A 12,229-nucleotide genomic window follows, 5' to 3' on the forward strand; every position below is an offset into this window, starting at 1 on the left:
TTTAGAGATTTGAAACTTTTAAACCCATTGACCTTTTTTGCTCATATTGTCTTATCAGTTCAACAAACAAATAAGATACAAGCTCCATTTCACTTTCACTAACCACACAGGCAATCCTTGCTTGAGTGTTAGCGAAAGCATTTTGGTTTTTATAAAAACCTCTAACAGGAGCAACTAAAAGCGTCAATTTTTGACCTGATATTTCCACAAAGCCATCGTTAGCGCAATACATTACGAAATCATCCATGTCAAAATTGGGCTTTACAATATTTCTCACATCAACGATAGAGTAGATAGATGCTTGAGGCTGAGTTACGATAATATTTGGATCAAGTTTTTTAAAGTTAGTATATAGGTTTTTCAGTATTTTTTTATAGTGCTCTCTCAAACTTTTAACCCAATTTTGAAGATCACTCACAGACTCATGCGCCAAAGCACCTCCAATATACTGATCAACAACAGATGGGCAAATATACGTAGTGTTAGCAGCACGTGCTTGTTCAAAAAATAATTTGTTATCTGTAACTAAAGCACCCATCCTCAAGCCACATGCATTAAAGACTTTAGAAAGCGTCTCTATGCTTATTCTTATACCAGCACTTTCAATGCCTTTTACATCTTGCTCTGATATATTCCATATTGAAGGTGCATAATCAATTCCATCTACGTAATAAAGACCACGGTAAGCTTCATCACTAATTAAAAACATATTGTGCTTCATACAAACTTTTGCGTATTCATTTATTTGTTTTTGTGTGGTTAGTGTGCCAGATGGGTTATCGTATGGAATCATAAGCATACCGCCTGGTTTGTACATTTCTATAAGATTTTCTAAATAATCTATGCTAATTTCGCTAAAGATTCCATCTGGTGTTAAGTTTCTACTTACAGATATAACACCCACACCTAGTTCTTCACCTATTGATACATAGTTTGTATAAACTGGATCCAACACTAAAAGAGGTTTTTCTCCACTTAAAGATTTACCACAAGCGCCAAGCATTACAAGTTTCATTATGTGAGAGCCACCAGTATCGACTAAACTATAAAGGTTAGGTTTGCATTCTGGTTTTAAAAAAGATTTTATGATATTTTTAAATGCGTCATTTATTTCATCAATACCTTCTGTTTGTGTATAACGCCAGATACCTTTAATTAAATTTTCGTCTTTTGGGTTTAAAAACCTCTCAAGCATAGCCGGGTGCGTTGGTAAAGACACGTTACCTATTGCTACATTTATTGCTTTTATATTTTCGGTTGGATTTTGAGATTGTCTTTGGTTAAAGAAAATACCTGCTTTCCTAATACACGACGGCTCAATATGTTCAAAAAACTCTGATATTTTTGTACCCATACATCCCCCTTTTTTTTAAAGTTTATTAGGCCAATCTATACCACCTTTTATTATATTTTGTCAAGTATAAAATTAATTGTCATTTAATGGCAAAAAGTCATTGTTTGGCGTTTGGACATCCTTTAGGGCAAGCTGTATTTTTCTGGTCCTAACACCGACTAAGTCATCTAATTCTTTATCTGCATCTCTTATTTTGCTTTGGGCTTTTTCTAAAACACCACCAAACTTTTCAAATTCTTTTTTAACCTGCATGAGCGTTTCCATTATTTTATGGGCATTTTTTTCAATTGTTAGGGTCCTAAAACCCATTTGCAAACTATTTAAAAATGCGGCCAAAGTAGTGGGGCCTGTTATTACTACCTTGTAATCCCTCATTATGGATTCAAATAAACCATCAATGCGCAAAACTTCAGAATACAGACCTTCGTAAGGCAAAAACATTATGCCAAAATCTGTAGTGTATGGAGCTTCAATATATTTGGTCTTTATGTCTTTTGCAAATTGCTTAATATTTTGCTCAAGGGATTTTTGCGTGCTAGCAATCTCATTAAGCTGCCCTGTTTCGTAATATTCAAGTAAACGCTGATAATTTTCAATAGGGAATTTTGAATCGACAGGTAACCATACAGTTTCATTGTCACCATTTCCAGGTAATTTAATGGCAAACTCAACCACCTCAGTGCTATTGGGTTTTGTTCTAACATTTTTTTCATAAAAAGTTGTGCTCAGTATATCATCAAGTATTTTCTCAAGTTGCAATTCTCCCAGTATGCCCCTATTTTTTACATTTGTTAAAACTTTTTTAAGATCACCAACACCGTTTGCCAATGCCTGCATCTCGCCAAGACCCTTGTGCACCATCTCAAGCCTTTCACTAACCTGTTTAAAAGATTCGCCTAACTTTTTCTCAAGCGATTCATGAAGTTTTTCGTCGACGGTTTGACGCATCTGCTCTAACTTACTTTCATTATCAATCCTAATTTTTTCTAATTTTTCTTCAACCATATGTCGTATATTATCCAAATTTTTATCTATAGTTTGGCTTTGTAGCTTTAACTCTTGCGTAAACTTTTCAAGCTTGTCTTCGTTTGATGTAATAAGTTTTTCATGCTTTAAAGAAATATCTACAAGTGATTTAGAAACTATCGATTCGATACTTTCCATCTTCTCTTTTATTTCTCTACTTAACGCACCAAGCAATTTGTCGTTATTGTTAAGCATCATGCTAAAATTTGAATTTATGTCGCTTTTAGTTCTAGATAATTCGTCTTTTAAGCTTGCTTCAATTTGATTTAGTACGTTGTTTAATTGATCTAACTTTAAAAAAAGGGAATCCAATTTTGAAAGCTTAAATAACACATAAAACGCCACAAAAGTTGCTATAACCGATACAGTCAATATAACAAAATCAATCATACCTTTGATTAAATGGTGCGAGCGGGGAGACTCGAACTCCCACACCTTGCGGCACTAGATCCTAAGTCTAGCGCGTCTACCAGTTCCGCCACGCTCGCAAAAAAATCTATGTTAATATAACAAAGCACGCCAATTTTGTCAATTAGATACTCACAATTAACAAAAAAACTATTTGTCTTCACAATTACAATCTTGTGGTCTTTGGCCTGTATCGGCAAAATAATAAAAATTATTAAGCCACCTTGGAAAACCATCTTTACATTTAATAAATTTCATAAATGCTAAGATATGCTCAATTGTTTCTTTACTCAGATAATGCTCAATTTTACAGGCATCATCTTCTGCAATTTCCTCATTTAAATACAGCACTTTATGCAAAAAATCTTTTAAAAGAAGGTGCTTTTTGTAAACTTCTTTAGCAAATTCCATACCTTTTGGTGTAAGCGTAATAAACCCGTATGATTCTTGTTCAACAAGCTCATCTTTTTTTAATTTTGAGACCGCATCAACAACAGATGGAGCTTTTACCTTAAAGTAATTTGCCAGATCTTTTACCCTTGCCACTGTATTTTCTTCTTGCATGATGAGTATTCTTTCTAAGTAATCTTCCAAAACAGGCGTAATATTCATTTTACATCCACAAATTTAATTTTGATTAAATATATTAGATTTGTTTAAAAAAGTCAATACAAGAATTTACAAAATCAGCGTCACACACTTTCTTTGTAGATTTTAAGTTTATTTTTACTCCAAAAAAATATATGGTGTGAAAATTTAGTAAGTAAAATAACAACAGGTTATAAAATATATCAAAAGATAAAAAATATTTGAAAATTTTATTAAATTTTTGTACATTCTAATTTAAATTAACTCATGGAGGTTATATGGAGTTTGTCAGTGCGGTTAACTGCATGGATGGAAGAGTCCAAGAGCCAGTCATAAACTGGATGAAACAACACTATAGAGCAAAATTTGTCGATATGGTTACAGAGCCAGGCCCAATAAAAATACTCGCAGATAACAAAAATGATTGTTTGGTAAAATCTATTAAGGCAAGACTTGCTATTTCAGTTGAAAAACACGGATCAAGTGTGATAGTAGTAGTTGGTCATGATGATTGCGCGGGCAACCCATCTAGTAAAGAAACCCAAATTAGTCAGATAAGAGACAGCATAAAGTTAATTTCGAGTTGGTTTAATAATGTAACAATTATTGGTCTTTGGGTAAATCAAGATTGGCAAGTTGAACCTTTAAATTTTCAGTAATTGCAAATGAAATGTAATTTAAAAATGTGAAATTTTGATATATTAGGTATTTTTAAACATAAACATACCGAACAAATTTCTTGACAATATGCTGCAAATTAAATAAAACAATACTATGAAAAAATTAATTGTTGGACTGATATTATTGAGTCTGGTGCTTGGAAGTTGCGGAAGAAAAACAGATATAGTGCCTCCTAACTCTAATACAAAAATAGGGGTAATTAAGTGAGAGATTGTATCGTTATAGGCAGTGGGGTTGCTGGCCTTAGGGCTGCTATCAAACTTAACACTCTTGGTCTTGATATAGCTATATATACAAAAGACAGCGCAAAAGAGTCAAATACAAACTACGCTCAAGGCGGTATAGCAGTTTGCTTATCAAAAGATGATAATTTTGATTTACATATAAAAGACACTCTTATTGCTGGCGCTGGACTTTGCAATAAAAAAAGTGTTGAAATTTTAGTGAAAGAAGGTCCAGATAGAGTCAAAGAGTTAATCAATTGGGGTTGTAAGTTTGATAAAAACGAAAATGGAGAGTTAAATTTTACAAGAGAGGCTGCACATAGTGTAAACAGAATACTGCACGCACATGGCGATGCAACAGGCGCCGAAATTGAGCGGGCTTTATTGAGTAAAGCATACACAGAAAATATAGAAATTAATGAACATTATCGTTTATTAGATTTGATTGTAGAAAATAAAAAGATTGTGGGTGCAAAATTCCATAATTTACAAAATAACACGCTTGAGTATATTTACGCAAAATCTGTCATTTTAGCAACGGGTGGCTATGCAGCCATATACAACCACACTACAAACCCTTTAATTGCCACAGGCGATGGCATAGCAAGTGCATTTTTGGTTGGTTGCACAGTTGAAGATATGGAATTTGTCCAATTTCACCCAACAGCCCTAAACTACAAAAAAGCTCCTTCTTTTTTGCTATCTGAATCCATGCGCGGTGAAGGAGCAATACTAATTAACGATAAAGGTGAGCGTTTTATGGAAAAATATAGCAAACATCTCGAGCTTGCACCAAGAGACATTGTAGCAAGGAGTATTTTTTCAGAAATGCAAAATAATTTAAAAGACCATGTGTACTTAGATATTTCTCACCTTGATAGCGATTTTGTTAGAAAGAGGTTTCCAACTATTTACAACGAATGTCTAAAGTATGGCTTGGATATTACAAAAGAGCCCATACCGGTATCGCCTGCTGCACATTATACAATGGGCGGTATAAAAACTGATGTTAATTGCAAAACCAATATCAATGGACTTTTTGCATGTGGCGAGTGTGCGTGTAACGGAGTGCACGGGGCTAATCGGCTAGCAAGCAACTCTATGCTAGAGGGTCTTGTATTTGGCACAAGAGCTGCTCAATCTGCTTTTGATTATGCACAAGATAAAAATTTCACACACAAAGCCAACGAAACATTTAAGTTAGAAGAAACAGCTAAAAATTATCGAATTAAAATAAAAAACCTTAAAGACAGGATTTTTAAAGATCTTGGAATTGTAAGAAAATTATCATTAATGGAAGATTTGCTTGAGTGCGATCTTTCTAGCTTTCAGGTAATTAAAAATAATAATAGCACAGATGTTGATTACAGAAACTTGCTAATTATATCTATATTAGTATCACACTCTGCCTTAGAGCGAAAAAACTCTGTGGGAGCGCACTACTGCATTGACACACCCTGGCCTCCAACAGACAAATCTCACATTAGTCTTAACATTAAAGACTTAGAAAAATGGGCCTAGAAGATATTATTGGTTACAAATTTAAAAATAAAGCCTTACTTGATAAAGCGCTAACCCACAGGTCTTATACAAAAAATCCTTTTTATTCAAATGAATTGTTGGAGTTTTTAGGCGATGCAGTGTTAGAATTAATCATTAGTGAATATTTAGTTACCAATTATCAAAACTTAAGAGAAGGAGAATTATCAAAAATTAGAGCATCTACAGTAAACTCAGATGTTCTCTCTGATATTGGAAAAAGTCTAAAGCTTTATGATTATTGCAAATTAGGTAAAAGTGAAAGGCAAAAACAAATAGCGCAAAACAAAAAAATACTGGAAGACTCGTTAGAGGCGCTTATTGGCGCTATCTATTTAGATTCTGGTTTACAAAGTGCCAAAAATTTTATCCTGCCTCTATTAGAGGCAAAAATTGAAAAGTTTAGTGAGTATAAGCTATTTGACCCAAAGACAGTTTTACAAGAATTAACACAAAAAAAATTCACTATGCTTCCCGAGTATGTTTTAATAAAAGAAGAAGGTGAACAACACAACAAAACTTTTTACAGTAAAGTAATCATTGGTAATAAAAGCTACGGCATAGGTATAGGTAAGAGTAAAAAAGAAGCGGAAAAAAATGCCGCACTAGAAACGATGGAGATTTTAGAAAATGTTTAAATCAGGATATGTTGCATTAATAGGAAAGCCCAATGTAGGCAAATCAACATTTTTAAATTTAATGCTCGGTGAAAAATTATCAATCGTCACAAGTAAACCACAAACCACGCGAACACCAATTAAAGGTATCTTAACAGGTGATAACTATCAAATAATATTTATTGATACGCCAGGCATACACGAAAGTCTAAAAAAACTCAATCAAATAATGCTGTCAAGTATAAAATCCACGATAGAAGACGCTGATGTATGCCTTATTATAGCAGACAGCCCAAATAATAACTATATAAAAAACTATGAAGATTCGCTTTTGAAAAAAAATACTATACTGCTGATCAATACAGCTGACAAACTAACCAAAGAGCAAATAGATGCAATAAAAGCTGAATTTTTAATTATTGATCCAAAAAAAACAATCGTTACAAGCCTAACAATAGATAACCCAAAAGAAGAGACCTTGAATGCCATTTTGGACGAATTAAAAGAAGGTCCTAAATATTACGTCGAAGATGAAATTTCTACACATAGCGTTAGATTCATCGCTTCGGAGCTAATCAGGGAAACATTGATAGAAAACTTAGCAGAAGAGTTACCCTACTATGTGGCAGTAGTAATTGATGAATTTAAGGAACGCAGCGAAAATCTTACATACATTAAAGCAATCATATACACAGAAAAAGATTCTCAAAAAGCTATAGTTATTGGCCAAAATGGCGCAATGCTTAAAAAAATTGGCTCAATTGCTAGAAAAAAAATAGAAGATCTGCTTGGCACAAAAGTTTATTTAGAGTTATGGGTAAAAGTCAAAAAAGGCTGGACCAAAAATGAGAAGCTTATAAAAGAACTTCTAAATAGTTAAGGAGCATTTATGAAAATTTTTGGCACAGATGGTATAAGAGGTAAAGCGAATGTCTTTCCACTTGTTGGCGATTTAGCTTATAAACTTGGCAGAGCATTGGTTTATGCCCTAGATTCGCAAAAAAACAAAAAAAAGAAAATTATTATTGGCAAAGACACAAGAATTTCTGGATATATGCTGGAGTCTGCTATAACATCTGGGATTGTTTCAATGGGGGCTGATGCGTACTTAGTGGGTCCAATGCCAACGCCAGCTATCGCATTTTTAGTCAAAAGCATGAGAGCCGATGCTGGCGTTGTGATATCCGCATCTCATAACCCATTTGACGATAATGGCATAAAGATTTTTTCGCATGAAGGTATAAAGATTCCTGTTGAGCTAGAAGATTTAATTGAATCATACACGCTATCTGATACATTAGACAATATTAAATTTTTAGGCGCAAATATCGGCAAAGTATACAGGATAAGAGATACGCTTGGCAGATACATAGTTTTTGCAAAAAATGTATTTCCATACAACTTAGAGCTTGATGGTATAAGAATTGTAATTGATTGTGCAAATGGTGCAACATACAAAGTAGCGCCTATGGTTTTTGAAGAACTAGGCGCTGAAGTCATTGTTATAAACAACGAACCAAATGGCATAAATATAAATGAAAAATGTGGCTCCACCTACCCTAACAACATAATAGAAAAAACCACGCTCTTTAGAGCTGATGTTGGTATTGCTTTTGATGGTGATGGCGATAGAGTAATAATGGTTGACGAAAATGGCAAATTAATTGACGGTGACGCAATCTTATCAATCCTGGCCATTGGCTTAAAAAATAAAGGGAAATTAAAAAACAATACCGTCGTTGGTACAATTATGAGCAATTTTGGTCTCGAACACATACTAAAACAAAATGGCATATTACTTGAAAGGGTGGATGTTGGAGATAAATATATTATTCAGAAAATGATTGAAAAAGGCTACAATTTAGGTGGTGAACCATCTGGCCATGTAGTGCTGTCTGATTTTAACACAACAGGAGATGGCATCATTACGGCTTTGGCTGTTTTATCGATTATGGTTGAGAAAAGTGTAAAGCTTTCATCTTTGTTTCAGAGTTTCATAAAAGTGCCAGAAAAGACCAAAAATGTGCATGTTAGTAAAAAAATTAATCTGGATGAGATTGACGAAATTCAACAAGCTATAGAGCATGTTAAAGATAAACTAAATGGCCAAGGAAGGCTGGTCGTGCGTTATTCTGGCACAGAACCAGTTGTAAGAATTACAATTGAATCTAAAGATATAAATATAATAAACGATGGCATAGGTTTGATCTCAAAAACTATTGAGAAACATTTATCATGAAAACGATTATACTGCACGATTTTGAGCAAGAAGAGCTAATTAAGTTTGTAAGACTATACAAACAACTAGAAAAAGACTCACTGTTGCCTCAAGCCATAATTGCTGCCACAACAAGTAATTCTCTAAACCAAATATTAAAAGATTTATTAAACGAACTTGAAAAGGAGCACATAGAGTTTGCTTAAATGAACATATTAGGGTCTTACATAAGTGGATTTTTATTGGGTTTTGGTGCAAGCGTGCCCATTGGGCCCATCAATATATTGATAATCAACGAAGCGCTTGAATCTTATAAAAACGCATTCTTAATAGGGCTTGGCGCAATGTGTGCAGATATTACATACTTGACGCTTATTTTTTTTGGTATATTTACGCATATAAACGAACATTCTTTTATTTTTCATGCCATAAGTTTTTTTGGCAGTGTTTTTTTGATGTATTTAGCCTTCAAAATTTTTAAATCGCGTGCGATTGATAACTCAAAACTAAAGACAAAAAAATATTTCAAAAGCTCAATAAAATCTTACTCAAAAGGCTATGTACTTACAATTTTAAACCCATACACAATTTTTTTCTGGGCCAGCATGCTTGCCTATGTTAACCAGAATAATTTGCACTTTGGTTTTACAGTCATTGGGCTTGTTTGTGCAATTATGTTGTGGATTACCATTATGCCTTTTTTTGTTCATAAAACCAAATCTTTCTTTAATCAAAAAATTAGCGCTTATATAAATGTACTATCAGCATTAATCATATTTGGTTTTGGCATTTCGATATTTATAAAACTAATAATTACATTACTAATTTGAATAATTGAAGTGAGCGGATCAAAAAATATACGGAAAAACCAGCCAGTATAAAAGATAGTAGTATGTTAATTTTCTTTATGAGATCTTTATTAAAGGATTTTCTTGCATGGTTTAAAACTTTTGCTAAAAGCAAAAGATAGGCCGACAAACCTAAACCGCTAAATAAAACAAAGACTAGCAAAAAGATTGGATTATAGTAAGGTATTACACCAATATCATAAGAAAACTGAACATAAACTATCCAGAAAACTACCATTAATGGATTTGTAAATGACATAGTAAATCCCGTTATAATAGACATATGATGTGTTTTGAATTTAATTTGAGACAGTGATACATTTTTTTTAATTACATCTTTAAAAGTTAAAATTGATAAAATAGCAAGCAAAATACCACTTCCAAACAAAAGAGTTGCTTTTACCTTTTCATCATTTAAAAAGCTTGTTATACTAAAGCTTGCGATAAAGCCATATATTACATCAGAGCAAACCGAGCCCAAAGCTACCATGTATGCAGATTTTAAATTATCATTAATAGCCCTTTTAGCTACTTCAATTTGAACGGCCCCAATTGGTATAGCAATTAAAAAACCAACTAAAAAGGCAAAAACTACTATAATTATTAAATGCTCATAAAACAATATCATTTAATATACAACTTGCCAATTTTAAATCTTCTTTTGTAGTTATTTTTATATTATATCTATAGCCTTCTACAACCGCTACGCTTGATATGTAATGCTCCCACAAACTTGCTTCATCTGTAAAAATTAAATTATCATTTAAAGCTTTCTTGTAAGCTATTTTAAGTAATCTTGCATTAAAACCTTGAGGTGTTTGAGCACAAAAAATATTATCGCGCTTGATTGTAAATTTTATATGGCCACCTTGAGCAAACTTTAATGTATCCGTGCATTTGATTGCCAAAATAGCACTTTTTTTTTCATACACTTTATCTAACAACTCAAGAATTTTTTCTTTGTCAAGTATTGGCCTTGCTGCATCATGAATAAGCACTATACCACCGCTAATTAATTTTAGACCATTATAGACGGAAAAAAAACGCTCAATCGAGCCTTCAACAACTTTAGCAAAGCTAAAACGCTCTTGCACAAAATCTACATCCTCTTTTGGAACCGTGATAATAATATCAAATCCTAAATCTTTGAAAAACTCAACACTGTAATCTATAACTAGCTTTTTATTGAGTTTTTCAAACTGTTTTTTTGATCCAAAACGGCTACCGCTACCAGCCGCTGTTATTATTACAGTTTTCATAAAAATAGTTGTTTAAAATTTTAATTCCTTTAATTATATCTAAGCTGGGTCTTTCAATTAAAGTATTGTCTATAAACAGCACTTTATGTTTCTTGTAAAAGTAACCCAAAAGTTTGTTTTGCTTAAAAAAGTCATTTTTAAGACGTGAGTTTACAATTAAGAACATTGGATTCTTTTTTATTAAATACTCGCTTGTAACTTCTGGCCAGCCATTTTTTTTAATTATATTTTGACCGCCTGCTACACTTATAGCATTTGAAATAAACGTGTCATTGCCAGCAACAATTATAGGCGAAAGCCACACTAAAAATACAACAGATGGTTTTTGTTTGATATGATGCAATTCGCTTAATTCGGCATTAAAATTGCGTATTTTGTTTTTTGCTTGACCAATTTTGCCTGTAATTAATCCAATTTTCTCAACATCTTTAACGATACCTTCTATGTTTTTTGGCTCAAAAACAAATACCTTAATACCAAGTGCACTTAGAGAGCTTATTCCGTAGCGTTCATATATAAATTTTGGCATAATAACAAGCTCTGGTTTAAGTGCTATAATTTGCTCTATATTGAATGTGCCAAACGCTCCTACATTTACAGCCTTTGGGTTTGGCTTTTTTGCATAATCTGTATAGCCTACAATGAAGGATGAAGCACCAATTTCTTCCAATATATCGCATGCAGCAGGACTTAAGACTACAATGGAGCTTACTTTAGAAATATTCACTATTCTGTTTGCATCGTCTTTTATAGTCAGGGCAAAAGCATTAGAAACAAAAGTAAATAAAAACACAACTGCAATTATTGACCTTTTCATAATTTTATTATAATCTTTAACATTAAAACGCGCAAGGAGGTTTTTTCATGTTGGATGAACTTATAAAAAAAAATAGAAGCTACAGAAGGTTTACTCAAGTAAAAATTGATTGCTATACTATAAATAAAATATTGGAAGTATTGCGTTTTATACCTTCTGCTAGAAACGCTCAACCTTTAAAATACATTGCCTCTTGCAATGCTCAAAAAAATGAGCAAATTTTTAACACGCTCAAATGGGCAGGCTATTTAACAGATTGGGATGGCCCAAAAGAAGGCGAAAGACCCAGCGCTTATATAATCATTTTGCAAGACAAAAACATATCTAGAGACAATTATGTTTTAACTGATGCAGGCATAGCACTTCAAACGATACTATTAAAAAGCGTTGAGATGGGCCTTGGGGGATGCACAATCGCTGCCATAGACAAACCTAAACTTGCTTCAATATTAAACATTGGCGAAAATTTAGGCATACTGTATGTGGTGGCAATTGGCAAGCCAGCAGAAACTATAGAAATTATTGATGCCACAGATGATATTAAGTACTATAGAAAAAATGACATACATTATGTGCCAAAAAGAAGCCTCTCTGAGTTAATTTATTCTGTTATAGAATAGTTTTTGCTGTATATTTATGAAGGGGTAAAT

Annotated in this window: 14 protein-coding genes and 1 tRNA gene; 8 read left to right on the forward strand and 7 right to left on the reverse strand. The window is 33.1% G+C overall.

Features of this window, described 5'->3' with window-relative positions:
• Window position 1: 1 nt before the first annotated feature.
• The 4 genes from DESAMIL20_RS06035 to DESAMIL20_RS06050 all read right to left on the reverse strand — a co-directional run bounded on the left by DESAMIL20_RS06035 (window position 2) and on the right by DESAMIL20_RS06050 (window position 3,400).
• Window positions 2-1,354, reverse strand: a complete 1,353-nt coding sequence (locus DESAMIL20_RS06035) for an aminotransferase class I/II-fold pyridoxal phosphate-dependent enzyme (protein ID WP_086033913.1) — start codon at window positions 1,352-1,354, stop codon at window positions 2-4.
• A 72-nt stretch (window positions 1,355-1,426) separates the two neighbouring features.
• Window positions 1,427-2,770 (reverse strand): DNA recombination protein RmuC, encoded by a 1,344-nt coding sequence (rmuC, locus tag DESAMIL20_RS06040; protein WP_086033914.1) that lies wholly within the window; start codon window positions 2,768-2,770, stop codon window positions 1,427-1,429.
• Window positions 2,771-2,783: 13 nt separating this feature from the next.
• Window positions 2,784-2,868 (reverse strand) — tRNA-Leu (locus tag DESAMIL20_RS06045).
• 70 nt (window positions 2,869-2,938) lie between these two features.
• Window positions 2,939-3,400, reverse strand: a complete 462-nt coding sequence (locus DESAMIL20_RS06050; protein WP_086033915.1) for a metal-dependent transcriptional regulator — start codon at window positions 3,398-3,400, stop codon at window positions 2,939-2,941.
• A gap of 254 nt (window positions 3,401-3,654) precedes the next feature.
• Here DESAMIL20_RS06050 and DESAMIL20_RS06055 point away from each other — a divergent pair, with 254 nt between their 5' ends.
• From DESAMIL20_RS06055 to DESAMIL20_RS06085, 7 genes are all read left to right on the forward strand, one after another.
• Entirely contained in the window at window positions 3,655-4,035 is a 381-nt protein-coding gene (locus DESAMIL20_RS06055; protein ID WP_086033916.1) for a carbonic anhydrase, read from the forward strand.
• A 225-nt stretch (window positions 4,036-4,260) separates the two neighbouring features.
• Entirely contained in the window at window positions 4,261-5,802 is a 1,542-nt protein-coding gene (gene nadB / locus DESAMIL20_RS06060; protein ID WP_086033917.1) for an L-aspartate oxidase, read from the forward strand.
• Window positions 5,793-6,458: a ribonuclease III gene (rnc, locus tag DESAMIL20_RS06065; RefSeq protein ID WP_086033918.1), complete on the forward strand. Its 666-nt coding sequence runs from the start codon at window positions 5,793-5,795 to the stop codon at window positions 6,456-6,458. Before nadB ends, rnc begins: the two co-directional genes overlap by 10 nt.
• Window positions 6,451-7,317 carry a GTPase Era gene (era, locus tag DESAMIL20_RS06070; RefSeq protein ID WP_086033919.1) on the forward strand — a complete coding sequence of 289 codons (867 nt, stop codon included), beginning with the start codon at window positions 6,451-6,453 and terminating at the stop codon, window positions 7,315-7,317. Before rnc ends, era begins: the two co-directional genes overlap by 8 nt.
• 9 nt (window positions 7,318-7,326) lie before the next feature.
• Window positions 7,327-8,676, forward strand: coding sequence for a phosphoglucosamine mutase (gene glmM / locus DESAMIL20_RS06075; protein ID WP_086033920.1), 1,350 nt, complete (start codon window positions 7,327-7,329; stop codon window positions 8,674-8,676).
• A complete protein-coding gene (locus DESAMIL20_RS06080; RefSeq protein ID WP_086033921.1) occupies window positions 8,673-8,861 on the forward strand; it encodes a DUF3783 domain-containing protein in 189 nt (62 codons plus the stop codon). The genes glmM and DESAMIL20_RS06080 overlap by 4 nt, the downstream gene beginning before the upstream one ends.
• Window positions 8,862-9,485 (forward strand): LysE family translocator, encoded by a 624-nt coding sequence (locus DESAMIL20_RS06085; protein WP_086033922.1) that lies wholly within the window; start codon window positions 8,862-8,864, stop codon window positions 9,483-9,485.
• On the opposite strand, the gene DESAMIL20_RS06090 is transcribed toward DESAMIL20_RS06085, so the two are convergent.
• The 3 genes from DESAMIL20_RS06090 to DESAMIL20_RS06100 are packed head-to-tail and all read right to left on the reverse strand — an operon-like array spanning window position 9,469 to window position 11,579.
• Window positions 9,469-10,131 (reverse strand): LysE family translocator, encoded by a 663-nt coding sequence (locus DESAMIL20_RS06090; protein ID WP_086033923.1) that lies wholly within the window; start codon window positions 10,129-10,131, stop codon window positions 9,469-9,471. The two genes, DESAMIL20_RS06085 and DESAMIL20_RS06090, sit on opposite strands and share 17 nt — an antisense overlap.
• Complete coding sequence (gene ispD, locus DESAMIL20_RS06095) at window positions 10,115-10,762, reverse strand: 2-C-methyl-D-erythritol 4-phosphate cytidylyltransferase (RefSeq protein ID WP_086033924.1); 648 nt, start codon at window positions 10,760-10,762, stop codon at window positions 10,115-10,117. Before ispD ends, DESAMIL20_RS06090 begins: the two co-directional genes overlap by 17 nt.
• Window positions 10,731-11,579, reverse strand: coding sequence for an ABC transporter substrate-binding protein (locus DESAMIL20_RS06100; protein ID WP_086033925.1), 849 nt, complete (start codon window positions 11,577-11,579; stop codon window positions 10,731-10,733). The genes ispD and DESAMIL20_RS06100 overlap by 32 nt, the downstream gene beginning before the upstream one ends.
• Before the next feature lie 47 nt (window positions 11,580-11,626).
• Between DESAMIL20_RS06100 and DESAMIL20_RS06105 the strand changes: the two genes are divergently transcribed.
• Entirely contained in the window at window positions 11,627-12,199 is a 573-nt protein-coding gene (locus tag DESAMIL20_RS06105; protein ID WP_086033926.1) for a nitroreductase family protein, read from the forward strand.
• Window positions 12,200-12,229: the final 30 nt, after the last annotated feature.

Source organism: Desulfurella amilsii (assembly GCF_002119425.1).
In the GTDB taxonomy this organism is placed as follows: domain Bacteria; phylum Campylobacterota_A; class Desulfurellia; order Desulfurellales; family Desulfurellaceae; genus Desulfurella; species Desulfurella amilsii.

Coding starts and splice junctions, on each gene's coding strand:
- DESAMIL20_RS06080 (WP_086033921.1), top strand. CDS start 8,673: ATGAAAACGATTATACTGCACGATTTTGAGCAAGAAGAGCTAATTAAG.
- ispD (WP_086033924.1), bottom strand. CDS start 10,762: ATGAAAACTGTAATAATAACAGCGGCTGGTAGCGGTAGCCGTTTTGGA.
- rnc (WP_086033918.1), top strand. CDS start 5,793: ATGGGCCTAGAAGATATTATTGGTTACAAATTTAAAAATAAAGCCTTA.
- DESAMIL20_RS06055 (WP_086033916.1), top strand. CDS start 3,655: ATGGAGTTTGTCAGTGCGGTTAACTGCATGGATGGAAGAGTCCAAGAG.
- DESAMIL20_RS06050 (WP_086033915.1), bottom strand. CDS start 3,400: ATGAATATTACGCCTGTTTTGGAAGATTACTTAGAAAGAATACTCATC.
- glmM (WP_086033920.1), top strand. CDS start 7,327: ATGAAAATTTTTGGCACAGATGGTATAAGAGGTAAAGCGAATGTCTTT.
- era (WP_086033919.1), top strand. CDS start 6,451: ATGTTTAAATCAGGATATGTTGCATTAATAGGAAAGCCCAATGTAGGC.
- rmuC (WP_086033914.1), bottom strand. CDS start 2,770: ATGATTGATTTTGTTATATTGACTGTATCGGTTATAGCAACTTTTGTG.
- DESAMIL20_RS06105 (WP_086033926.1), top strand. CDS start 11,627: ATGTTGGATGAACTTATAAAAAAAAATAGAAGCTACAGAAGGTTTACT.
- DESAMIL20_RS06085 (WP_086033922.1), top strand. CDS start 8,862: ATGAACATATTAGGGTCTTACATAAGTGGATTTTTATTGGGTTTTGGT.
- DESAMIL20_RS06035 (WP_086033913.1), bottom strand. CDS start 1,354: ATGGGTACAAAAATATCAGAGTTTTTTGAACATATTGAGCCGTCGTGT.
- DESAMIL20_RS06100 (WP_086033925.1), bottom strand. CDS start 11,579: ATGAAAAGGTCAATAATTGCAGTTGTGTTTTTATTTACTTTTGTTTCT.
- DESAMIL20_RS06090 (WP_086033923.1), bottom strand. CDS start 10,131: ATGATATTGTTTTATGAGCATTTAATAATTATAGTAGTTTTTGCCTTT.